This is a genomic window from Pseudidiomarina aestuarii, assembly GCF_003987355.1.
Classification (GTDB): Bacteria; Pseudomonadota; Gammaproteobacteria; order Enterobacterales; family Alteromonadaceae; genus Pseudidiomarina; species Pseudidiomarina aestuarii.
Genome location: NZ_PIPR01000001.1, coordinates 860840 through 884274, shown reverse-complemented (window position 1 = coordinate 884274; position 23435 = coordinate 860840). Strand labels below are relative to the sequence as shown.

Below are 23435 nucleotides of genomic sequence, written 5' to 3'. Positions count from 1 at the left end.
TGACGATAGAGGTTTATGCATGGAAATTTTAATCATTGTTCTCATTGCACTGCTGCTGCTTCTCGCTATCGGCGATATTCGTCGAGCGTTGATCACGAGACCCGTGTTTGCTTTCTTCCAGCGCGTGTTGCCCCCGTTGTCACCGACGGAGCGCGAAGCGATGCAAGCTGGCGATACCTGGTGGGATGCAGAGTTATTTCAAGGACGGCCCAATTGGCACGCATTTTTGCAAACTAATGCGCCACATTTTACTCCTGAAGAACAAGACTTCATTGATAACCAGCTAGAAACATTGCTTGCCATGCTCGATGATTTTGAGATCGTGCAGGAAGATTGCGATTTGCCGGAAGCGGTATGGGCATACCTGCGAAAAGAGAAGTTCTTCGCAATGATCATTGGGCGTGAGTTTGGCGGTTTAGATTTTTCACCAGCGGCTAATTCACATATTGTGTCGCGTATTGCAACGCGCTCAATCAGTGCTGCCGTAACTGTAATGGTGCCAAATTCTTTAGGCCCGGGTGAGCTACTGACGCACTATGGTACGAGTGAACAAAAAGACTATTGGCTACCGCGGCTGGCATCAGGTGAAGAGATTCCCTGTTTTGCATTAACAGGACCTGAAGCTGGCTCCGACGCGGGCTCGATTCCAGATACCGGTATCATTTGTCGCGGTGAGCACGATGGTAAAGAAGTGGTCGGTATTCGGCTGAATTGGGATAAACGCTATATCACACTCGCGCCCGTCGCTACGGTATTGGGGCTAGCGTTCAAACTCTATGATCCAGATGGGCTGCTTGGTGATCAACAAGAGCTCGGCATTACCTGTGCATTGATTCCTACTTCACATCCGGGTGTTGAGACTGGAGCACGCCATTTACCGCTGAATCAAGCGTTCATGAACGGTACTACTTACGGTAAAGATGTCTTTGTACCGCTTGATTGGATTATTGGTGGATCCGATTATGCCGGTAAAGGTTGGCAAATGCTGATGGAGTGTCTGTCCGCTGGACGCGGTATTTCGTTGCCTGCGTTAGCGGCGGCAACCGGTCATTTGACCGAACGCATGACCGGTGCTTACGCCTATGTGCGTCGGCAGTTTGGCTTACCGATAGGGAAGTTTGAGGGCGTTCAAGCGGCCATGGGAAAAATTGGCGGCACCAATTACATCTTGGAATCGATGCGGCGATTGACGGTCACCGCCTTGATGGCGGGGAAAAGTCCTTCGGTGATCACAGCAATGACTAAATATCACATGACCGAAATGGGCCGGCAGGTGATGGATGCAGCCATGGATATCCATGCGGGTAAAGGCATTCAGCTCGGCCCGAAGAATTATCTCGGACATGGTTTTATGGCAACTCCGGTATCGATTACCGTTGAAGGTGCCAATATTCTCACCCGTAGTTTGATGATTTTTGGGCAGGGGGCTACGCGCTGCCACCCTTATGTACTTGCTGAAATGGAGGCGGCATCGAATCCGAATCAGGATCAGGGCTTGCTCGACTTTGACGCATTATTGTTTCGACACATTCGCTTTGGCCTGGCCAATGCCGGTGGTTCGCTGCTCATGGGATTGACGGCTGCGCGGTGGGTGAAATCACCAGTCAGTGGTTGGACGGGTCGCTACTATCAGCAATTGACGCGAATGAGCCGGGCACTCGCGCTCACAGCGGATGTTGCCATGCTGTCTTTGGGCGGTGACTTAAAGCGCAAAGAAATGCTCTCGGCACGTCTCGGTGATGTATTGAGTCATTTATATATGGCTTCGGCTGTATTGAAACGCTATGAGGATGAAGGGCGTCAAGCGGGCGATCATGACTATGTGACATGGGCATTGACGCATCATCTGTATGAGATAGGCCGTGCATTTCAGGAGTTTTTCGCGAATTTCCCCAATCGGTGGTTGGCGTGGACGCTACGATTGTTGATTTTCCCAGTTGGGAACCACTATAAACGTCCAGCTGATCAGCTCTATCAAGCAATCGCAGAGAGTATGATGGAACCCAGTGTAACTCGTGAGCGACATACCTTTCTGTGTTATTGGAAAGATGATCCGAACGATGTGACGGGGCATATGGAACTTGCATTTCGAGCAATGAAGTCGAATCGTGAGCTGTATAAAAAACTCAGCAAAGCGGAAAAACGGGGTGATATTCCACCGGATTTGAATGGAGAGGCTCTGGTGGCTGCCGCATTAGATGCGAAGCTCATTGACGGCGCCGAAGCCGAATCATTAACAGCTTGCGAGGGATTGCGAATAACCGCAGTAGCGGTTGATCAATTTGCTCCGGAGACGCTGCGGCGACAACCGAAGGAACCTGGCTGAGACCGCTTGAAAAGAAAGGGCGCTGGATTCAACAGCGCCCTGTGCGGATTCCCTGTACGGATTACACGCCAATTGGCTTGTAACGAGTACGATGTGGTTCCATAGCTTGCTCGCCATGGGTTTTCTTCATGTACTCTTCGTAATCAGTGTAGTTCCCCTCATAGAAGTTGATTTTACCTTCATCTCGATAATCGAGGATATGGGTCGCGACCCGATCGAGGAACCAACGGTCGTGCGAAATCACCATTGCTGACCCCGGAAACTCCAATAGTGCTTCCTCCAACGCGCGGAGGGTTTCAACATCCAAGTCATTGGTTGGCTCATCGAGAAGCAACAGGTTACCGCCAGCCTTCAATAGTTTGGCCAAATGAACGCGGTTGCGCTCACCACCGGATAGTTCACCGATAATTTTCTGTTGGTCGTTACCACGGAAGTTAAAACGTCCCGCATAAGCACGGCTGTTGATCTCAAAATTACCAATACGAATGATATCTTGACCATCGGAGATCTCTTGCCACACGTTGTTCTTCGCATCCATGTTGTCACGGAACTGGTCGACGCTGGCTAATTGCACGGTATCACCGAGTTCTACAGTACCTGAATCAGGTTGTTCCTGACCGGTAATCATGCGGAACAGTGTCGACTTACCGGCACCATTCGGACCGATAATACCGACGATGGCTCCCTTGGGAACGCTGAAACTGAGATCATCAATCAACACGCGGCCGTCGTAGGCTTTCTTGAGGTGGTTCACTTCAAGAACTTTATCGCCGAGCCGTGGACCTGGTGGAATGAAGAGTTCGTTGGTCTCATTGCGTTTCTGGTAATCACCGCTTTGGAGCTCTTCAAATCGAGCCATCCGCGCCTTGCTTTTCGCCTGACGCCCTTTAGGATTGGTCCGCACCCACTCGAGTTCCTGTTTGATACTGCGTTGTCGAGCACGCTCGCCTTTCTCTTCTTGCTCCAGACGCTTCTCTTTTTGCTCCAACCAGGAGGAATAATTACCCTCCCATGGAATGCCGTAGCCACGGTCTAATTCAAGAATCCAACCGGCTACATTATCGAGGAAGTAACGGTCGTGGGTAATAGCGACCACGGTGCCTTCGTAGTCGTGCAGGAAGCGCTCAAGCCAAGCGACAGATTCTGCATCCAAGTGGTTCGTCGGTTCATCAAGCAACAACATGTCGGGCTTACTCAATAACAGTCGGCAAATTGCAACGCGGCGGCGCTCACCACCCGACAATACTTTTATTTTGGTATCCCAAGGTGGTAATCGTAATGAGTCGGCGGCACGCTCCAACATATTGTCGATGTTATGCCCATCTTTGGCCTGAATAATAGCTTCGAGTTGCCCCTGCTTTTTGGCTAAGGCGTCAAAATCAGCGTCTTCTTCTGCGTATGCAGCATACACTTGATCGAGCTCAGCCAGCGCGTTTTTGACTTCAGCAACGGCTTCTTCAACGGTTTCCCGAACCGTTTTCGATTCGTCAAGCTGCGGCTCTTGGGGGAGGTAGCCAATCTGGATACCCGCAAGCGGGCGTGCTTCGCCGTCAATCTCGGTGTCGATACCGGCCATGATGCGCAGCAGTGTGGATTTACCTGCACCATTTAAACCAAGCACACCAATTTTTGCACCGGGGAAAAAGGATAAGGAAATATCTTTCAGAATTGTCTTTTTGGGTGGGACGACTTTACTCACCCGAGACATGGAGTAGATGTATTGTGCCATAACGACAAGGAATCCTTTATGCAGCAAATTGAATGGCGCTATTTTAACCCTGAAGTTGGCGCTAACCCAAGTATATTGGTAAACTAGCGACCAGTTTCTTAAATGAATTGTGCCAACGCTACTGAGCCTGCGTTATGGCACCCGCCTCAAGATGTCAGGAGCCCCGATGTTAAAGCATGAAATGACCATTGCCGATTATGATGCCGATCTTTGGCAAGCCATGCAAAACGAAGTTCAGCGCCAAGAAGAGCATATTGAACTGATTGCGTCTGAAAACTACACCAGCCCACGTGTACTTGAGGCGCAAGGTTCGCAGTTAACCAACAAATATGCCGAAGGCTATCCGCACAAGCGTTATTATGGCGGTTGTGAGTACGTTGATGTGGTCGAAGACCTTGCCATTGAGCGGGCCAAGCAGTTGTTTGGTGCTAAATATGCCAACGTCCAGCCGCATGCCGGTTCACAAGCCAACTCCGCAGTATTTCTAGCACTGTTAGAGGCAGGTGATACCGTCTTAGGAATGAGTCTGGCCGATGGGGGGCACTTGACGCATGGTTCAGGTGTCAACTTCTCCGGTAAACTTTATAAAGCAGTGCAATACGGTTTAGATGAAAGTACCGGGGAAATTGATTACGCAGAAGTGCGTAAATTGGCATTAGAACATAAGCCGAAGCTCATTGTGGCTGGATTTTCTGCCTACTCAGGTGTAGTGGATTGGCAACGTTTCCGTGATATCGCGGATGAAGTTGGCGCCTACTTCCTAGTTGATATGGCACATGTTGCCGGGCTTGTTGCCGCGGGTTTATATCCGAATCCAGTCCCTATTGCAGATGTAGTCACCACGACCACGCATAAGACCTTAGCTGGCCCTCGTAGCGGTCTGATTTTGTCAGGTAAAGACGATGAAACCCTGCATAAGAAACTTAACAGTGGTGTGTTCCCTGGCAGTCAAGGTGGCCCACTGTGTCACGTGATTGCAGCGAAGGCCGTGGCTTTTAAAGAAGCAATGGAGCCGGCATTCAAAGCCTATCAACAGCAAGTCCTCGATAACGCCAATGCGATGGTTCGTGTGATGCAAGAGCGCGGCTATAAGATTGTCTCGGGTGGTACGCAGAACCATTTATTTTTGGTCGATTTAATCGATAAAGATATTACCGGTAAAGATGCGGACGCCGCTTTAGGCAATGCTTACATCACGGTGAATAAGAATTCGGTTCCAAATGATCCGCGTTCACCCTTCGTCACATCAGGTTTGCGTTTGGGAACACCGGCCATTACCCGTCGTGGATTCAAAGTTGCAGAAGCAGAGCAAGTCGCGAATTGGATTTGTGACGTGCTGGATGATATCGGCAATGATGCTGTGATTGAGCGCGTTCGCGGTGAAGTCAAAGCGTTGTGCAAACGATTTCCGGTATACGGCTAACTATTTGCGTTAAAGAACGAGAAACTCTATGCATTGTCCGTTTTGTGGCACGTTAGATACCAAAGTTATCGACTCCCGTTTGGTTGCAGAGGGCGCGTCTGTGCGCCGCCGTCGTGAATGCACCGACTGCAAAGAGCGGTTTACGACTTTCGAGACCGCTGAGTTGATTATGCCACGTGTCATTAAAACGGATGGCACCCGTGAACCGTTCAACGAGGATAAACTTCGAAATGGTTTGCTTCGAGCGCTGGAGAAACGTCCAGTTAGCTTAGAAATGATGGAGCAGGCCATCAATAACGTGAAATCCTCGTTGCGGGCCACCGGTGAGCGCGAGGTGACGAGTCAAGCAATTGGGGCGCTGGTCATGGAAAACCTCAAGGCTATCGACAAGGTGGCTTATATTCGATTCGCATCTGTTTATCGTGCATTTGATGATATTCGAGAATTCGGCGAAGAGATTGCACGGCTGAACGATTAACTGATTCACGGGGCACTCTCATGACACATCAGCAGTATATGCAGATGGCACTCGATCTAGCTGCTCGTGGTTCCTATTCAACCGCTCCCAACCCACAAGTCGGCTGCATTATTGTTGCCGACGGTCAAGTTGTCGGCCGCGGCTGGCACGAGCGCCCGGGCGAGCCGCATGCCGAAGTCTATGCATTGCGTGAAGCTGGGGCGTTAGCAAGTGGCGCCACTGCGTATGTGACACTTGAACCTTGTAGCCATTTTGGCCGTACTCCTCCCTGTGCTGACGCACTGATTGACGCTGCAATTAGTCGTGTCGTCATTGCCCAACTCGATCCAAATCCATTGGTTGCTGGGCGTGGTGTCGAGAAGTTAAAGGCCGCGGGTATAGCTGTGGAAGTCGGAGTCTTAGAATCTGCTGCGCGCACAATGAATTGTGGCTTTCGTAGTCGAATGGAGCGCGGTCGACCGTGGTTACGCGTCAAGTTAGCAGCCACTGTAGATGGCCGTACCGCGTTGGCTAACGGCGCCAGTCAATGGATCACGGGTACTGCTGCACGAGCTGATGTACATGACTTTCGCGCTCGTAGCGGGGCAATTTTGAGTACAGCGAGAACGGTGTTACGTGACAATGCTCGATTAACGGCACGCACAGAGCGGTGCGAACAGCAACCGTTACGCGTCATTATTGACAGCCAAGGGCTACTGGAACCGACCGCGAGCCTTTTTCAAGAGTCATCACCTATTTTGCTGGTACAGACAGCCGCAACTCCAGATCGTGCGGTGCAGTGGCCTCAACACGTTGAGGTATGGACAGCGCCGAGCACAGAGCGTCGGGTTGATCTGCAGGCATTAGTCGCAGAATTGGGGCGTCGCCAAATCAATGATGTTTGGACGGAGTGTGGAGCTGAGCTGGCGGGAAGTTTAATGCAAGAAGGTCTGATTGATGAATGGGTGATCTATGTCGCCCCCAAGTTTTTCGGTGCAACAGGTCGCGGTCTGGTCGAAATACCGATCTTTAGCAATATCGCGGATGCCCCCAAATGTATTTTCACGGATGTTCGCCAAATTGGTGCTGACATCCGCATTATAGCGAAGCCAGATACTGGCTTAGGAGAATGAACATCGTGACAACGCTGAATAGCGCTGCTGAGATTATCGACGATATCCGGCAAGGTAAAATGGTCATTCTGATGGATGACGAAGATCGCGAAAATGAAGGTGATTTGATTATGGCGGCGGAGTGTGTCACACCCGCTGCAATCAATTTCATGGCACGGTTTGGACGTGGATTAATCTGCTTAACCCTGACTGAGCAGCGCTGCACACAACTGCGTCTCCCACTTATGGTCGATCAAAATCACTCACCCTATGCCACTAACTTTACTGTATCTATTGAAGCAGCTGAAGGTGTGACGACTGGGATTTCAGCGGCAGATCGCGCTCGCACAGTTCAGGCCGCGGTTGCGAAGGATGCCAAGCCAACGGATCTGGTGATGCCTGGGCACATCTTTCCATTGAAAGCGAAAGCCGGTGGCGTATTAAACCGAGCGGGGCATACCGAGGCCGGTTGTGATTTAGCGCGATTAGCAGGTTTTGAACCCGCGGCAGTGATTGTTGAAATCTTGAATGAAGACGGCACCATGGCGCGGCGCCCCGACTTAGAAAAATTTGCTGCGGAGCACGATTTAAAAATCGGCACCATTGCGGATTTGATTGAGTACCGTTCGCTAAAAGAAAAAACGATTGAGCGCAAAGCGCATTGTAAATTGCCTACTGCGCACGGTGAATTTGAGCTGATCACGTATCAAGATACAATCGACAACCAAGTGCATTATGCCTTGGTCAAAGGTGAGATTTCTGCTGCAGAACCGGTCAATGTACGTGTCCATTTGCAAGACACCTTCAATGACCTGTTTGCTACCGAACGTGCTGCTAAGCGCAGTTGGCCCTTGGGCCACGCGATGCAGTATATTGGTGAGCACGGTGGGGTATTAGTCGTGATCGGTCGGCAGCAAAGTTCAGCAGATATTTTGGAGCAAGTGCAAAGCTTCGCCGCTGAAGATCGTGGTGAAAAGCGCGTATCTGCAGCGGCCTCAAACGCATCGCGAAATGTCGGTATTGGCTCGCAAATATTGGCTGATTTAGGCATTCACCAAATGCATCTGATGAGCTCGCCGAAGCGCTATTCAGCCCTGTCTGGATTCGGTCTTGAAGTCGTTGACTTTATTGAAGACGAGAGCTGAGGGCGATTTTCAACCGCTTTGACATGCTCCCATAGCCAACGATGGGTGGGAGCAGACAGCCCGAGTTGCTCGCATTGCTGAACAACAAAGCCATTTAGATAATCTATTTCAGTACGGCGATGCCGAATGATGTCACTCAGCATCGACGAACGGTTATTTGCTGTCGCCTGAATAACTCTTTGCGCATCTGCAACTAATTCAGCAGCCGACCATTGCATCCCCAACTGCTTTGCGAGTGCAACGAACTCATTGGCTAATTGTTGTTGAGGTTCTGCAATAGGGTGATTGAGTAATTCACCGTTGTTGCAGTTATAGAGAACCGTTAGAGGATTGATTAAGCAATTGATCGCCAATTTTTGCCAACGTTTGAGCTGAATATTTGGTAGCCATTCAAACGGCGGCAAACTGCGATTTAGCGTTGCCAACATTTCTGCAGGACAGGCACGGTCGCGTTGCTGCGCTCCTAACCAACTCTCACCTTGTCCAGCATGATTGAGTTGCGCACCATGACGAAATGCACCCTGTGTGGTCACCCAATGAAAGCTATTTGCTGGCAACACGGACTCCTCGGCTACAAGCATACCGTTATAGCTCAGAATAAGCGGGATGTGGCGGTACCAAGAGTGTTCTTGAACTTGCTCTAACCAGGCTTCAATATCGTAGGCTTTGAGCGCTGCAATCACAACGTCAGGCGCTTGAGCCGGATCGAATGCATCGAGTTCAATGGTGCTTTCTTGATTAAGGATAAAGGCTTGTGGTGGCGTTCCAGAGCGAGTAGCGACCATCACGTGTTGATGTTGCTGTTGCAATTTTGCCGCAATCAACCCACTCAATGCCCCCTCACCATAGACTAACCAGCGCATGTTTAATCAGCCTCTTGATGACGATGATAGTCGGCTTCGAGTTCACCCAAGCGTTTGCGAAGCGCCAACAGAATCAATAAGCCGGGTATCACCATGACACTGGTTAAAATAAAGAACAAACTCCAGTTGCCATCCAGCCAATCGACCACAAAACCGCTATAGGAGGAGACTAAGGTTCGACCGAGATTGCCGAGTGATGCCAGCAAGGCGTATTGCGATGCGGTAAATGTGCGATTACAGAGCAAGCTAATAAAGGCCACAAAGGCAACTGTTGACCAAGCACTGGTAAACCCATCGATCAGTACCGCAGCGAGCAACAAGTCGGTATCGGCGCCGACTAGCGCTATCCAGGCGAAGAGGAGATTGCTCGCTGCCATGGCTGCACCACCGATGAGCAAGCCGCGAACAATACCGATACGAATATTGACAATACTTCCCAGAACCGCAAAAACAATCGTGACCCACCAAGTAATCACTTTAGAATAGGTTGCAATCTGGTCGTTGGTGAAGCCAATTTCTTTGTAGAAGACAATCGACATCCGGCCCAAAAAGGCTTCACCGAGCTTAAAGACAAAGACAAAAGTTAAGAGCGCTGTAGCAAGTTGCCAGCCATTGCGCGTAAAAAATTCAACTACGGGCGCGACAAAGGTTTGTTGTACCCACGTCCACCAGCGAAAGCCCTGCACGCGAACTTGCTTAATGGCGTGGTAGCGTTTGCTTTCGGCAACCATAATGACAAAGAGCAGTTGCACCGCAAGCACGCCGAGCAAAACCCAGTAGGCGTCTTGCCACGAGTAGGTAACGCCGTCGACTAGGTAGAATGGAATCGCACCCAGACCGCTGTAGCCCGTCCACCAGCCAGCAGTAGCCATGGCAGCGCCGGCTGATTGTAATCGTGATTCATTGGCGGCAAAACTTTCGATTCGAAAGGCGTCTATCGCGATATCTTGCGTTGCTGAAAAAAAACTTATCGCAACAGCGGCAACCGCTATCCAATACAAATTATTCTGCACATCGAGTGTGCTCATGAAGAGAGTTGCGAGTGCGAGACCACTCAAACACAGAACGATCCAGCTGCGGCGGGCACCAAGCCATCGATGCAACAACGGTAGGCGAAAGCGATCAACCAAGGGTGACCACAGTGCATTGATGCTGTAGGCGACAAACACAATTCCGAAGAGACCAATCGAACCGCGCGAAAGTCCTTCTTCTTGTAGCCATGCCGACAACATTGAACCAATCAGGACCCAAGGGAAACCGCTGATAATCCCGAACCCAAAGATTTGCCAAACACGAGCCTCGCGATAGACCGCGAGGTCTCGGTACCATGGTTGTGCAGCGCTGGTCTGCGAATCGGTCATGATTGTGGTACGACTTCGATACGAATGAGTACGGGCGGATCTTTAGGGACATCGCGCCATAATGTTTTCTCGTCGAAGGGCACTGATTCGAGTGCTGCAAGCTTTTCAAGCGTTTCTTCGCCACTTACGATCCAACCAAAAACCGCATAGCCCCAACCCTTGCTCGACGGATCGAGTGATGTATTGTCGTTCAGGTTAAAGAAAAATTGTCGAGTTGCGGTATGTGGGTCACTTTCACGAGCCATCGCAATAGTCCCATAAACATTCTTCAAGCCGTTGCCCGATTCATTGGGTATCTTCTTAAAGATAGTTTTCGCTTCGAAGTTCTCGTCATAACCGCCACCTTGCAGGACGAAACCCGGAACTAAACGGTGAAATATCGTATTGTTGTAGCTACCCGCTTTGACGTAGTCGAGAAAGTTTTCGGCAGTAAGCGGCGCTTTATAGCGGTCCAACTCGATCTCGAGATTGCCGAGAGAGGTTACGAAACGCAAACGTGGGAATGGATTATCTGGCTGAATTCCATTCGCTGAGGTAGCGGGGGACATCAACATGAGTCCGGCTAAAATGGCCGCTAGCTTTACTACATAGCGCATAAATACTCCCTTCATTCAAACTAGTGGACGAACGTAGTACTCGGCTTAAACCGCTCGGTACACCACAAATTTACTATTCTGTTCAACTGGCTCTACCAGTCGAAATGTCTTTTGCAAAATCAAATAATACGGAAGATGACGGTTAGCGACTAGCCATAATTCACCGCCAGGTTTCAGCACTCGACGTGAGTCACGAATCATTTGCTTCGCAATGTGATCGGTCATGGCATGCTCTTGATGGAATGGTGGATTGCACAGCACGCGATCGAAAGAGCTCGTGGCAACGCTGCTCAGGCAATCATCGAGAAGAACTTGATAACGTTCTGACGTGCCCAAGTTCTGCTCTATATTTCTAGTGCAAGATGCAACGGCCAGTTTCGATTCGTCAAACCACGTGACCTGAGCGTCAGGATGCCATTGTGCATAAATTAAACCAAGAATACCGTTGCCGCAGCCCAAATCGGCGACTTTCGCTCCAGTTGGGTGTGACGATAGATGTCGCTCCATGACTTCAATCATAAAGCGGGCACCAATATCGAGTTGATTGCGAGCAAAGACCCCAGCATGCTGGGTTAGTGTTAATCCCAGTTCTTGCCAAGTTGTTTGAAAATCGTGTTCTGGCCACGACTGTGCTCGGATTCGAGCCGTTAACAATCGATGTTTACGCTGAATGAGGGAGACCTCAACCGAATCGCAATAGTGTGCAAAAATTTCCCGAACACCGGGTGTAAATAACTGACTCTTGGCGGCTACTTGCAGCAGAGTTCCCGGCGCTAGGTCTCGACTCAGCTGTGCTAATTGACGTTCGAGTAAACTTTGCGATTTCGGCAGCTTCATGAGCACATGATTGATGTCCTGAGGCAGAGTCTCGAGTGGGCTAACGGTCGAATAGGCACCTTTCAGCGCGTTCGCAGCGGTATTCTGGTGATAGGCTTGATCGGCTAAGTACGAATCGGTCACTAGACTTATGGTTACTGAGTTCGCGTTCGAGAATAGCTGTTGGGCTCCACACAACAGCGCGCCCCAGCTATCATTGACCAGTAACAGATGCTCCGGCCGTTCTGTCGTTTTTAAGCGTTCAAGCAACCACGTATCACCTGCATCCCAAGCCTGCAAAGTAGCGTTGTTTCTGGGTGGAAAGCGCTTCAAATCCAAGCGTCCACTGGGGCTATCCCAGAGATGGGGTGCTGCGGTGCGGGTCCAAGTGTCGCCTTGGTTCGACGATTTATTCGGCTGACGTGGGGGACGAACAGGAGATCTTGGCATAGGTCGGACATTTCACTGTGGAACAATCATGCTATGATAGCGAAAAACGACCAGTGACTATAGGTTTTATCACGTGAAAATATATGCAGAGATTACCGGGTGGGGCAAATGTTTGCCACCTGCGATTATGACCAACGACGATCTTGCGACTTTCTTGGATACGTCCGATGAATGGATTCGCACTCGTACGGGAATTGAAGAGCGTCGCGTGAGCCATGTTGGTACTTCGCATCTCGCAACTGTTGCCGCTCGTAACGCGCTTGCCGCAGCCGATCTTGATCCAAATGAACTGGATCTGATCATAGTCGGAACTTGTACTGCTGATGAAATCATTCCAAACGTGGCATCTGCGGTTCAGCGTGATATCGGTGCGAAGTACGCGGCGGCTTTTGATTTGAATGCAGCTTGCAGCAGCTTTCTATATGGCATGCATTATGCGACGCAGGCGATTCGTACCGGTGTGCACAAAAAGGTTTTGATTATCGGTGCAGAACGACTCACGCGAATTCTCGATTGGACGCAGCGGGAGAGCGCGGTGCTATTCGGTGATGGTGCTGGTGCAATGGTACTTGAAGCAACCACTGAAGAAGTCGGATTATTAGCATCGCATGTTACGTGTGATGCTGATGCCCGTGATGTTCTAGCCCTCGAATTTGGTATGAGTTTCGATCGTTTTGGTTTTGACGGCATTATGCCGTTTAATTTTGTCGGTCAGGAAATCTTCAAGCGTGCTGTCAAAGGCATGAGCCTTGCGGTGGAAAAGGTATTTGCTGAAACCGGATTGACGACTGCTGACATTGACTCATTGATTCCGCATCAAGCAAACAAGCGACTTATCGATTTTCTCGCCAAAATGTGTCATGTTCCGGAAGAAAAAACGGTCATCAACATCCAAAAATACGGCAATACGTCGTCGGCAACACTACCCATTGCGTTCTGCGAAGCAGTTGAACAGGGCATTGTGAAACCCGGCGATACCATTGTCTCGGCAGTCTTTGGTGGCGGCTTAACTTGTGGCGCGGGTATTATCCGTTGGGGGCAACGTGTCACTCCAAAGCGCGACAACACAATGCAATTACCCAGCAACGGTCAAAGCGCACTCGATCTAATTTTGCCGCTACATTTGCAAACGAAAGCAGCTTGGGAGAAACGTGGTGAGTGAGTTTGTCAACGTTGAAAAACGCGATGCGGTTGTTTGGATTCGACTGAATCGTAGCCACAAGAAAAATGCGCTAACCCAAGATATGTATCGTGCAATGACTGCGGCCTTGCAGGATGCCGAAGCAGACCAATCCGTAGCTGCGGTCGTGTTGACCGGAAGTGGCGATAGTTTTACCGCGGGCAATGACTTGAATGATTTTTTGGCGATTGAGAAGCTTGATGATTCAGCGCCACCATTTGCGTTTTTGTACACATTGAGCCAATTATCCGTGCCAGTGATTGCGGCGGTGCATGGCCTGTCGATTGGCATTGGCACCACCATATTGCTGCATTGCGACTTGGTATATGCCAGCAGTGATGCGCAGTTTTCGTTACCTTTCATTCATCTTGGCCTCGTTCCGGAAGCCGCGTCTAGTTTGCTATTACCGCAACAAATTGGACATTTACGGGCGGCGGAGATGCTCCTATTAGGTGATGCGATTAATGCCAGTACAGCGTTGACTTACGGTTTGGTCAATCGAGTTGTTGCTGCAGATGAACTTGAGGCGACCGTGGCAGAGGTCTCGACAGAATTAGCGAAGCGACCCGTAGCTGGACTTCGAGCTGCCAAGAGATTAATGAAGGAACCTGCAGAACCGGTTGCTGATCGAATTGCTCGAGAAGCGAAAGTATTCGCGAAAGCGCTGGTGTCACCCGAAGCGAAAGCAGCTATCGCTGCAAGAATGAAAAAGAAAAGCTGATTAAAAAGCCAGCACTTGAGGGCGCATACCTTGTGTCCTCGGGTGCAATACTGCATAATGCGCGCCGTTATGGTGGCTCTATTGGTCCCCTCGCAACACGAACTAGCGAACCCGGTCAGGCCCGGAAGGGAGCAGCCGTAGTTGGGGATGTGGGTGCCGAGGTGTGGCTGGTAGGGCCGCCACCCAATCTAAAACCAAAAGCGTTACTCGAACGCTTCGCTGTCGTTACTCGTTATTCGACAAAGCCCCCTCGACTTTCCTCCACTATTGTTGTTGAATCGAACAACGAATAACGAACAACGAACAACGAAGTTCACAGCAGGGAAGTGTGTTATGCCCAAGAATCCTCAACCCGTCTATTACGGCGAATACCTCTCGCTCGACCAGTTATTAACTGCGCAGAATCCGCACAGCCCGCGCTATGGTGCTGAAGCGCATGATGAAATGTTGTTTATTATTGTGCATCAAGTGTATGAGCTCTGGTTTAAGCAAGTCCTCCATGAACTGCGTTCGATTCATCGTTTGTTTCAGCAACCCGAGCTAGGAGATGCCGATTTATACATGGTTGGACACCGGTTGCAGCGAGTCCTGACGATTCAAGATTTGATGAATGACCAAGTTGGTGTTATTGAAACGATGACGCCGCAGGAATTCCTTGAGTTTCGCGACTACTTAGTACCAGCATCCGGATTTCAGAGTGTGCAATTTAAGGAACTCGAAATCATTCTGGGACTCACGCGCGGCAAGCGGATAGCCTTTGATCAAGAGTCTTTTTACAACCGACTGAAACCTGCTGACCAAGAGCATCTCGAGGCACTCGAACAATTACCGAGCTTATTCGATTGTGTGGACGCGTGGTTAGCTCGGATGCCATTCCTCGAGTTTGAGGACTTTCGCTTTTGGGAACATTACCAAGCTGCTGTTACAGACGCCTTCGCTCGTGATGAGGCGATCATTCGAGAAAATTCAGCTAGCGAAGAACAATTGGCTCAGGAATTGGCAACTTTGCAGTCCAATCGAAGCATGTTTGAGGCGCTTTTCGATAACAATCGTTATAAAGATTTGCAAAAAGAAGGTGCAGTCCGATTGTCACAGTCCGCTATGTTGAGTGCGCTATTCATTACTCAATATCGCGAGGAACCTGCATTTCAATTGGCATTTCAAGTCATCACTGCATTTGCAGAGCTGGATGAAAAGTTGACGATTTGGCGATATAAGCACGCCATGATGGTGCAGCGAATGCTCGGCACGAAAATTGGGACGGGTGGTTCTTCGGGACATGATTATTTGCGCCGCACAACTGAGCAAAACAGGGTATTTAAAGACTTCTTTGCTATGGCAACTTATTTGCTTCCCAAAAGCGCTTTACCAGACTTACCGAATGCAGTGCGCAGCGAACTAGGTTTTGCCCGTACTAAGCGGCGTTAGGGGCCACAGCTATTTCTTCTGATTGCGACTCAATGCTTGATGCAGCGCGGTGATTTGGTCACTCATTTTCGTGGCCAGCCACTCTCGCTGCGTTGCATCTTCGGTGCGTTGTAAGCGCTGCAAATGACGGCGTATTTCACGTGGATAATCGAGTGGATGTTCGGCATCACCGTGGAACAAATTATCGTCAAACCAAGGACTAAAGTTATCGCGATGGATCTGCATCGCGTTAATTTGTTGTTCAAATTCTTCTAGAGTTTTCTCAAGCCGCTGGATTAACTCTACCGTAATCGTTGTTGCCATTACTTTCTCCCAATACTGCGCGCAGCTTAAACGAGTTCTCGACCGCCGTCAGTAAATTGTAAAGACGCGGAACTTTGTTCTATACAAGTGTTCAAATATGCATCAGTAGCGCTCCAGTAAATCCACGCTCTGTTATAAATCTGTGAAGCTTTTGAGTAAGCTAAAATAGTCTGTTTGGATACGATATCGGCTGTTGACAGGTTCCGTTCAATCGTGGGAGTATTGAAGCATTATTGCAGCTTTATTATTAGCTGCAATAGCTGCAAGTGTTGATTAAACTCTTTTCGTCACTCAAATAACTGGGATGCTGACGACGTAGTGTCGTTCTGCATAAAGTTAAGTCAAATTGGTTGGGAACTATGACCAAAGTAATCAATAAAAGCAAAGTCGCAGCTGCCCTTGTTGGTATGTTCGCGGTTGCAGGTAGCGCAAGCGTTGCCGCTCAAGACGTTTCTACGTTGCAAAACGAAGAAGCAAAAATCCATGCGGCTGATGTCCGCTCACAAACGAAAATCGATTCTTTGTACGAGCAGAGCCAAGAGCTGCTTTACGAATATCGCGCTGTTGTAGACGAATATGAAAACTTAAAAGTTTACAATGACCACGTGCAGCGTTTGGTTGATGATCAAAACGCCTCGTTGGCATCTTTGCAGCGTCAAATCGATGGTATCGAAGAAACGAAGCAAGGCGTCGTTCCTTTGATGTACAAAATGATCGACTCGCTCGAGCAATTTGTGAACTTGGATATTCCAATTCATAAAGAGCGTCGTTTAGCGCGCGTTGAACGTCTTCGCGACGTCATGGAAAACGCTAACGTCACGACTTCTGAGCAATTCCGTCAGATCACAGAAGCATACCAAGCTGAAATGGACTACGGTTCAGGCTTGATTGCATACGAAGGAAAACTGAGCTTCGAAGGTGAAGAAATCTCAGTCGACTTCTTCCACTTGGGTCGTGCTGCATTGATGGCACAGTCTTTGGATTTAGCGAACGGCTGGATCTACAACAAAGAAACCAATGAGTGGGATGCTTTGGATGACGCTTATTTAGGCGACTTAACTAAAGCAATTCGTATGGCGCGTAAGCAAACCGCCCCTGATCTGATTAAACTGCCAATCTTTGCAGCGGAGCGTGCAGAATGAAACATCTCCTGAAATCCGTATTGGTGGCAGCAACCTTTACCTTTGCTGCAGGCTCGTCAGTTGCAGTTTATGCACAAGAGCAACAAGCACAGTCTTTGGACGAGCTTCTTGAGCTTGTTCAGCAAAACCGTGCCGCATCACAGCGTATTAACGCTGAACGTGAAGCCGAATTCACTTCAGAGCGTGCTGATAAGCAAGCTTTGTTGAATCGCGCAGAACGTCAGTTAGCTGATGAGAAAGCACGCGGTGAGCGTCTTCAGGCGCAGTTTGCTGAAAATGAAATCTCTTTAGCAAATAAAGAAACCGAACTACAAAACGCATTGGGTACGTTAGGTGAAATCGTTGGTGTTGCACGTGGTGCAGCTGGCGACACCATCGGTCGTATCGCAACTTCAATCGTAAGCGCCCAATATCCAGGCCGTGAAGACGTGTTGGAGTCAATCGCTGAAGCGAGCGAAGTACCGCGCATTCAAGAACTAGAAGAATTGTGGTTGGCTTGGTTAACCGAGATGAAAGAGTCAGGAAAAGTTGTCACTTTCAACTCAGAAGTAACTTTGCTAGACGGCTCAAGCGAAATGCGTGATGTGACTCGTATCGGCGTATTCAACTTGCTTTCTGACGGTGAATATTTCGTGTACAACGATACTGCTGAAGAAATCCAGCCATTAGGTCGTCAACCAGAAGGTTACGTCTTATCAGCTGCTGAAAACTTCTTGAGCACTGACTCTGGTTTCGCTAGCGTTTACATTGACCCTGCGCGTGGCCAAATTCTTGGTCTAGCAACTCAGAAAGCTACTTTGTCTGAGCGTTATCACCAAGGTGGTACGGTTGGTTATGTAATCACTGTCGTTATGATCATCGGTTTGTTGATTGCTATCTTCAAGATTGTGTCACTCAGCGCGCAAGGTGCGAAAATCCGCGCACAGCTGAAAAACACTGGCAATCCTTCTGAGAAGAACGCATTAGGCCGTATCTTGAAAGTTTACCAAGAGAACGCGAACACTGATGTAGAGAACCTCGAGCTGAAGCTTGATGAAGCTATCATGCGTGAAACGCCAACCATCGAAAGTGGTGTAAACATCATCAAGATCTTTGCTGCTATCGCGCCGTTACTGGGTCTATTAGGTACGGTTGTAGGTATGATTGGTACCTTCCAATCAATCACCTTGTTCGGTACCGGTGATCCGAAGATCATGGCGGGTGACATTTCAATGGCGTTGGTAACCACCGCTATGGGTCTGATTGCCGCAATTCCTTTGATTTTGGCACATGCTTTAGTGCACGGCCGTGCGAAGAAAATCTTCCACGTCCTCGATGAGCAAGCTGCGGGTATCGTTGCCCAGCACGCGGAGAAGAAGGGGTAATCCTATGATTTACCTGATGGAGCTTTGGGAATCTATCAGGGATTTTCTGGGTACCGGTGGCGATGTCTTGTACATCGTCATGGGGACGCTCTTTCTCATGTGGGCACTCATGGTAGAGCGGTTTTGGTTCCTCACGGGTGTATTTCCAAAGGTGAAGCAAGACATCATCACTAAATGGAACGCTCGTGAAGACACCACCTCCTGGTACGCGCACAAAATCCGTGATGCATGGATTTCTGAAGCAGCTGAAAAATTAGACGCACGTATTTTCTTGATTAAAACCTGCGTCGCTTTATGTCCCTTGATCGGACTGCTCGGTACCGTTACCGGTATGATTGCAGTATTCGAAACTATGGCGACACAAGGTACTGGTAATCCACGTTTGATGGCTTCTGGTATCTCAATGGCGACAATCCCGACAATGGCGGGAATGGTTGCAGCGCTGTCTGGCATGTTCTTCGCAACACGCCTTGAAGCGCGGGTCAAACGTGCGAAGAACAAGCTGATCGACAGTTTGCCACATCATTAAGAGAGAAGAATTATGGCAAGTAAACGTATTCGTGAAGAGGAAGATGCAGCGATCGATATGACGCCGATGCTCGATATCGTGTTCATCATGTTGATATTCTTCATCGTAACGACCTCTTTCGTCAAAGAAGCTGGTATTGACGTGAACAAGCCGGAAGCGAGTCAGGCAGAGAAGAAACCTTCTGCCAACATCTTTATTGCTATTCGTGAGAATGGTGAAGTGTGGATGGACAAGCGTATGGTTGACGTTGAGCGAGTAGGCGCGAACATTGAACGCCTATTGGCAGAACAGCCTACTGATATCGTAGTGATTCAGGCAGACAAAGAAGCCAAACATGGTGTTGTCGTAGAAGTCATGGATCAAATCAAGGAAGCGGGTATTGACAAAATATCCATAGCCGCAGAGGACGATTAATATGGTGCGCTTTATAGTATCAATACTATTAGGTGCTGCAGCTACGTTCCTCCTGTTTGCGTTCATGGCATTCTTGATCAGCGGGGGAGACGGGCGTAATGCACCGCCTCCACCGTCTGCAGTCATCGAGATTGTAACGAATCCGCCTGAGTCAGATGTGGATCAGCGTCGTCGGACGCCACCACCTCCGCCGCCGCCACCAGCTCAACCGCCGGAAACTCCGCCGAATGAGCCGGATAACGCAGACAACGAAGGGATGAACCTCGATTTGGGTTTTGAAGTCGATGTCGGTGGTACGGAAACTGGCTTTGATGCCGGTGGAATGATGACGGATGGTGAAGCAACGCCGATTGTTCGTATCAATCCGCGTTATCCGCCAGCTGCAGCTCGCGATGGTATTAATGGCTGGGTATTACTTCGTTTCACGATTGATGAGACAGGTGGTGTCACTGATGTTGAAGTTATCGATTCAGAGCCACGCCGTGTATTCGATCAGGAAGCTCGCCGAGCGCTATTACGTTGGAAGTACAAGCCGAAGATTGTCGATGGCAAGGCCGTTCGTCAGCCTGGTCAGACGGTGCAGCTTGATTTCAACTTGGAGCAGGAGCAATAACCGATGAACCACAACAAATTATCCATGCTGATAGGTGCAAGTCTTTTGTGTGGCGCGTTGATGATGGGGTCAATCTCTGTCATCGCGCAAGAGGTTAATTACAACCTGCCGTCTGCTGAAGCAGTGCAAGCGCGGAAGGATTCACGACGCAATCAAGCGGTTTCTGACCGCGTTGGTCGTCGAATCATGGGTGCTTTCGAGCTGTACAGTGAGCAAGAAGATATCAAAGGCGCCATTGCTGAGTTAGAAGAAGCGGATCCGCGTGATCCGTTCGACCGAGCTTATGTAATGCGGTTCTTGGGTAACTTGTATGCGGCAGATGAGCGCACAGAAGAAGCTTATCGCGTCAGTAAAGAAGCTGCGGATTACGATGCCCTCGGGTGGTCGGATCAAGCCTCAGCATTAAAGCTAACTGCAGATCTCGCACTCGCGTTAGAGAAATATTCAGACGCGATACAATACTACGGTAAGTGGTTGCAGTTTACTGGCGAATATGACCCTGAAGTGTTTTCACGTATTGCTACTGCATACTATGAGACGCAACAGTATGACAAGATCATCAAGCCTGCGGACATGGCAATTCAATATTATGAAGAGCCAAACAAAAATCCGTACATCTTGAAGGTTGCGTCTTACTATGAGCGGAAAATGTATAGTGATTCGATTCGCGTATTAGAGCAAGGTCTGCAGGTTTTACCGGGTGAAAAGACTTGGTGGAATCAGTTAGGTATGCTGTATATGCTCGAAGAGAAGATCGATAAAGCACTGCAGACGCTCGAAATTGCTTATCTAGCTGGTTACTTTGATAAAGAAAGTCAATTCAAAGCGCTAGTCCAGTTGTACTCAAACAGCGAAATTCCGTTTAAGGCGGGAATGCTGATGGAGAAACATCTGAATTCTGGCGATATTGAGAAGACTGCTCGGAACTATCAAAGCGGCGCAAGTAGTTACGAAATCGCGAAAGAATACGAGAAAGCCGCTGAACTGTATGGTAAAGCAGCTGAGTTAGAAGAAGAGCGTGAAGAGAAGGCGAAATTTTATCGTCGGCAAGGCACCGCATTTTTGCGTGCTGAGCAGTTCTCAAACGCAGCTGATGCGTATTTGAAAGCGATTGATTTCGGAATCGAAGAACCAGGCCCAGTATACATGTCGTTGGCGGAATCGTATTTCTACCAATCGAAATATCCTGACGCTCTGCGTTATGTGCTCGAAGCGAAGAAAGATAGCAACCAGGCGCGTACTGCGCGCAGTTGGGAAAACTACATTCGCTCAAAAGCCAGTAACAAAGGCATTGACCTGTAGATTGCTAAGTCAATGAAAAAACCCCATGAGGCAACTCTTGGGGTTTTTTAATGTCTGAGATTCAATCACGCCGAGCAATGTAAGATCTCAATAAAGAGAAACGTCTATACTGCTGTAGTAGACTAAACTCAATAAACGCGAATCGCGTAAGTTATTTTTGCAGGACAGAAAAAGGAAATTATCATGAAAGCCATGAACAAATCATTATCCATTGCAGCGGGTGCACTATTAGCAACAGCTGCAACCTCAGTTCCGGCCGAAGCGAATCCGTTCGGTTACAGTGTACTGACCGCGGGTTATCAGCAAGAGGCTCAGCAACAAGAAGCAAAATGTGGTGCTGAACATAAGGAAAAGATGAAAGAAAAAGCCAAAGAAGGGAAGTGTGGCGAAGGTAAGTGTGGCGAAGGCAAATGCGGTGCCGAGCACAAAGATAAAATGAAGGACAAAGCCAAAGAAGGGAAGTGTGGCGAAGGTAAATGCGGCGAAGGCAAATGCGGTGCCGAGCACAAAGATAAAATGAAAGACAAAGCCAAAGAAGGGAAGTGTGGTGAAGGCAAATGCGGCGAGGGTAAATGCGGCGCAGCGTAGGAATAGGCTTACGAAGGGAGTTTCTGTCGCGAGTTGAGGCTGAAACTCCCGCCGTAGGTTTTTGGGAAATTGCTCCCGAAAATTGGCTCTCAAGAGGTAATGATGCGTATCGACAACTCGATGCCATACGGGAACGCTATTCGCTAACCACGCACGGTTTGTCGCTATCCATCGGTAGTTTTGATCCGTTGGATGAGCAGTTGGTTGTTGCGGTCAAAAATTTTCTAGATCGCTTCGATATTGCCCTGTACTCGGAGCACTTGAGCTATTGCTCAGGGCACGGTCACCTCTACGATTTGTTACCAATCCCATTTACTGATGAAGCGGCCGATTATGTGGCACAGCGCATCCGGCGCGTGCAGGACATCATCGAACGGCCATTGGTCCTTGAAAATGTCTCGTATTATGCAGCGCCTGGGCAGGAAATATCGGAACTTAAGTTTATTCGCTCAGTACTTGAGCAAGCAGACTGCCGATTGTTGTTAGACGTGAATAACGTATTCGTGAACAGTGTAAATCATGGCTATGACCCATACGATTTTATCGCCGGGTTGCCGAGTGAGCGAATTGTTTATGGTCACATTGCTGGGCATACCGAAGAGGCTCCCGACTTATTAGTGGATACGCATGGCGCAGATATCCGTGCTGAAGTTTTTGACTTACTCAGGTTTGCCTACCAACAACACGGTATATTCCCGACATTACTGGAGCGTGACTTCGATATTCCTCCGCTGCCGCAATTGCTCGGTGAAGCCAATGCTATCGAAAGGATTCAGGATGCGATTGAGAAAGAAGCAAAAACTAAGCATTGCGCCGTATGAGTTTCATTGATACCCAAAAGCAATTTGTGGCCTATTTACGGGATCCACAGAATAATCCAGCACCAGCCGCTATTGAAGGCAGACGCCTTGCGGTCTACCGACGGCTGATTCGAAATAACGTAGCCAGCTTTCTGAATAGTGGTTTTCCTATACTTAAGGCGAGAACTCCTGTTGCTACTTGGCAATCGTGGATTGACGCATTCTTGGCTTCCCATCAGTCAACTTCTCCGTTTTTTTCCGAGATCGGGCGTGAATTTGTCGCCTTTTTGGAGGAGCAGGAGTGTCTTCAGGTTGATCAATACGAGCGAGAATTGGCACGTTATGAGCGAATGGATGTCGATGCGATGTTTGCGCATATTCCTGCTGAATTGCGACGTGCGGACATGGACAGTTTTGAAGATCAGAGTTGGGTTGTGAGTCCAGCGGCGTTTTTAGATCAATTTCATTATCGCGTCACTGCGCTTGATTCATCATCCGAACAGCCGGTCCGGCAAGAGCATCCACAATTCATTCTTGTCTATAGAACACATTCGGAGCAGGGAGACGCAGAGCCGGTACAGTTTTTGGAACTGACGCCCTTAACAGCGGTCTTATTAGAGCTCCTGCAACAAGCCCCAGAGCAAAATTATCGAGAGTTATTACTGCGGTTACAGCCCTTGTTACCACAGCTTGAGACCGCGCAACTTGAGCAGGGCTTACGACAAATTCTCACAGACTTTGCAGCACGTTCTGTGTTGTTAGTGAAGGCCTGA

General features: G+C 49.1%; 23 protein-coding genes and 1 other RNA gene. 18 read left to right on the top strand and 6 right to left on the bottom strand.

Annotated elements, in window-relative coordinates; genetic code table 11:
• The first annotated feature begins 19 nt into the window (after positions 1 to 19).
• Complete coding sequence (locus tag CWE22_RS04075; protein WP_169930096.1) at positions 20 to 2326, top strand: acyl-CoA dehydrogenase; 2307 nt, start codon at positions 20 to 22, stop codon at positions 2324 to 2326.
• A gap of 61 nt (positions 2327 to 2387) precedes the next feature.
• Here the strand turns inward: CWE22_RS04075 and ettA are convergent, their stop codons facing one another.
• A complete protein-coding gene (gene ettA, locus CWE22_RS04070; RefSeq protein WP_169930095.1) occupies positions 2388 to 4055 on the bottom strand; it encodes an energy-dependent translational throttle protein EttA in 1668 nt (555 codons plus the stop codon).
• 166 nt (positions 4056 to 4221) lie between these two features.
• Between ettA and glyA the strand changes: the two genes are divergently transcribed.
• From glyA to ribBA, 4 genes are read left to right on the top strand one after another with little or no spacing between them, the layout of a single operon-like run.
• Positions 4222 to 5478 (top strand): serine hydroxymethyltransferase, encoded by a 1257-nt coding sequence (gene glyA, locus CWE22_RS04065; protein ID WP_169930094.1) that lies wholly within the window; start codon positions 4222 to 4224, stop codon positions 5476 to 5478.
• Between the two features lie 28 nt (positions 5479 to 5506).
• Positions 5507 to 5956 (top strand): transcriptional regulator NrdR, encoded by a 450-nt coding sequence (nrdR, locus tag CWE22_RS04060; protein WP_169930093.1) that lies wholly within the window; start codon positions 5507 to 5509, stop codon positions 5954 to 5956.
• A gap of 20 nt (positions 5957 to 5976) precedes the next feature.
• Positions 5977 to 7068 carry a bifunctional diaminohydroxyphosphoribosylaminopyrimidine deaminase/5-amino-6-(5-phosphoribosylamino)uracil reductase RibD gene (ribD, locus tag CWE22_RS04055; protein WP_169930092.1) on the top strand — a complete coding sequence of 364 codons (1092 nt, stop codon included), beginning with the start codon at positions 5977 to 5979 and terminating at the stop codon, positions 7066 to 7068.
• 5 nt (positions 7069 to 7073) lie between these two features.
• On the top strand, positions 7074 to 8192 hold the full coding sequence (ribBA, locus tag CWE22_RS04050) for a bifunctional 3,4-dihydroxy-2-butanone-4-phosphate synthase/GTP cyclohydrolase II (protein WP_275069052.1): 1119 nt from the start codon (positions 7074 to 7076) through the stop codon (positions 8190 to 8192).
• Here the strand turns inward: ribBA and CWE22_RS04045 are convergent.
• The 4 genes from CWE22_RS04045 to CWE22_RS04030 are packed head-to-tail and all read right to left on the bottom strand — an operon-like array spanning position 8132 to position 12278.
• On the bottom strand, positions 8132 to 9055 hold the full coding sequence (locus CWE22_RS04045) for a ketopantoate reductase family protein (RefSeq protein ID WP_169930090.1): 924 nt from the start codon (positions 9053 to 9055) through the stop codon (positions 8132 to 8134). The two genes, ribBA and CWE22_RS04045, sit on opposite strands and share 61 nt — an antisense overlap.
• Positions 9056 to 9057: 2 nt before the next feature.
• Positions 9058 to 10416 carry an AmpG family muropeptide MFS transporter gene (locus CWE22_RS04040; RefSeq protein ID WP_169930089.1) on the bottom strand — a complete coding sequence of 453 codons (1359 nt, stop codon included), beginning with the start codon at positions 10414 to 10416 and terminating at the stop codon, positions 9058 to 9060.
• Positions 10413 to 11012 carry a peptidylprolyl isomerase gene (locus CWE22_RS04035; protein WP_169930088.1) on the bottom strand — a complete coding sequence of 200 codons (600 nt, stop codon included), beginning with the start codon at positions 11010 to 11012 and terminating at the stop codon, positions 10413 to 10415. Before CWE22_RS04035 ends, CWE22_RS04040 begins: the two co-directional genes overlap by 4 nt.
• A 45-nt stretch (positions 11013 to 11057) precedes the next feature.
• Positions 11058 to 12278 carry a methyltransferase gene (locus tag CWE22_RS04030; protein WP_169930087.1) on the bottom strand — a complete coding sequence of 407 codons (1221 nt, stop codon included), beginning with the start codon at positions 12276 to 12278 and terminating at the stop codon, positions 11058 to 11060.
• 73 nt (positions 12279 to 12351) lie between these two features.
• On the opposite strand from CWE22_RS04030, the gene CWE22_RS04025 reads away from it, so the two are divergent.
• From CWE22_RS04025 to CWE22_RS04010, 4 genes are all read left to right on the top strand, one after another.
• Complete coding sequence (locus CWE22_RS04025; protein ID WP_169930086.1) at positions 12352 to 13440, top strand: ketoacyl-ACP synthase III; 1089 nt, start codon at positions 12352 to 12354, stop codon at positions 13438 to 13440.
• Positions 13433 to 14179 carry an enoyl-CoA hydratase gene (locus tag CWE22_RS04020; protein ID WP_169930085.1) on the top strand — a complete coding sequence of 249 codons (747 nt, stop codon included), beginning with the start codon at positions 13433 to 13435 and terminating at the stop codon, positions 14177 to 14179. The genes CWE22_RS04025 and CWE22_RS04020 overlap by 8 nt, the downstream gene beginning before the upstream one ends.
• Positions 14180 to 14258: 79 nt before the next feature.
• An RNA gene (gene ffs / locus CWE22_RS04015) (signal recognition particle sRNA small type) lies at positions 14259 to 14355 on the top strand.
• Positions 14356 to 14512: 157 nt separating this feature from the next.
• Complete coding sequence (locus CWE22_RS04010; protein WP_169930084.1) at positions 14513 to 15607, top strand: tryptophan 2,3-dioxygenase family protein; 1095 nt, start codon at positions 14513 to 14515, stop codon at positions 15605 to 15607.
• Positions 15608 to 15616: 9 nt separating this feature from the next.
• Here the strand turns inward: CWE22_RS04010 and priC are convergent, their stop codons facing one another.
• On the bottom strand, positions 15617 to 15910 hold the full coding sequence (priC, locus tag CWE22_RS04005) for a primosomal replication protein PriC (RefSeq protein ID WP_169930083.1): 294 nt from the start codon (positions 15908 to 15910) through the stop codon (positions 15617 to 15619).
• A gap of 359 nt (positions 15911 to 16269) precedes the next feature.
• On the opposite strand from priC, the gene CWE22_RS04000 reads away from it, so the two are divergent.
• The 9 genes from CWE22_RS04000 to CWE22_RS03960 all read left to right on the top strand — a co-directional run bounded on the left by CWE22_RS04000 (position 16270) and on the right by CWE22_RS03960 (position 23435).
• On the top strand, positions 16270 to 17052 hold the full coding sequence (locus CWE22_RS04000; protein WP_169930082.1) for a DUF3450 domain-containing protein: 783 nt from the start codon (positions 16270 to 16272) through the stop codon (positions 17050 to 17052).
• Positions 17049 to 18416 carry a MotA/TolQ/ExbB proton channel family protein gene (locus tag CWE22_RS03995; RefSeq protein ID WP_169930081.1) on the top strand — a complete coding sequence of 456 codons (1368 nt, stop codon included), beginning with the start codon at positions 17049 to 17051 and terminating at the stop codon, positions 18414 to 18416. The genes CWE22_RS04000 and CWE22_RS03995 overlap by 4 nt, the downstream gene beginning before the upstream one ends.
• A 4-nt stretch (positions 18417 to 18420) precedes the next feature.
• The gene (locus CWE22_RS03990) at positions 18421 to 18945 is read left to right on the top strand and encodes a MotA/TolQ/ExbB proton channel family protein (RefSeq protein WP_169930080.1); all 525 of its coding nucleotides are present in this window, start codon (positions 18421 to 18423) and stop codon (positions 18943 to 18945) included.
• Positions 18946 to 18957: 12 nt separating this feature from the next.
• Positions 18958 to 19359, top strand: a complete 402-nt coding sequence (locus CWE22_RS03985) for an ExbD/TolR family protein (RefSeq protein ID WP_169930079.1) — start codon at positions 18958 to 18960, stop codon at positions 19357 to 19359.
• A 1-nt stretch (position 19360) separates the two neighbouring features.
• Entirely contained in the window at positions 19361 to 19972 is a 612-nt protein-coding gene (locus tag CWE22_RS03980) for an energy transducer TonB (protein ID WP_169930078.1), read from the top strand.
• A 3-nt stretch (positions 19973 to 19975) separates the two neighbouring features.
• Entirely contained in the window at positions 19976 to 21274 is a 1299-nt protein-coding gene (locus CWE22_RS03975) for a hypothetical protein (RefSeq protein ID WP_169930077.1), read from the top strand.
• Between the two features lie 183 nt (positions 21275 to 21457).
• Positions 21458 to 21862 (top strand): HvfA family oxazolone/thioamide-modified RiPP metallophore, encoded by a 405-nt coding sequence (locus tag CWE22_RS03970; protein ID WP_169930076.1) that lies wholly within the window; start codon positions 21458 to 21460, stop codon positions 21860 to 21862.
• Positions 21847 to 22683: an HvfB family MNIO-type RiPP peptide maturase gene (locus tag CWE22_RS03965; protein ID WP_169930075.1), complete on the top strand. Its 837-nt coding sequence runs from the start codon at positions 21847 to 21849 to the stop codon at positions 22681 to 22683. The genes CWE22_RS03970 and CWE22_RS03965 overlap by 16 nt, the downstream gene beginning before the upstream one ends.
• On the top strand, positions 22680 to 23435 hold the full coding sequence (locus tag CWE22_RS03960) for an HvfC family RiPP maturation protein (protein WP_169930074.1): 756 nt from the start codon (positions 22680 to 22682) through the stop codon (positions 23433 to 23435). Before CWE22_RS03965 ends, CWE22_RS03960 begins: the two co-directional genes overlap by 4 nt.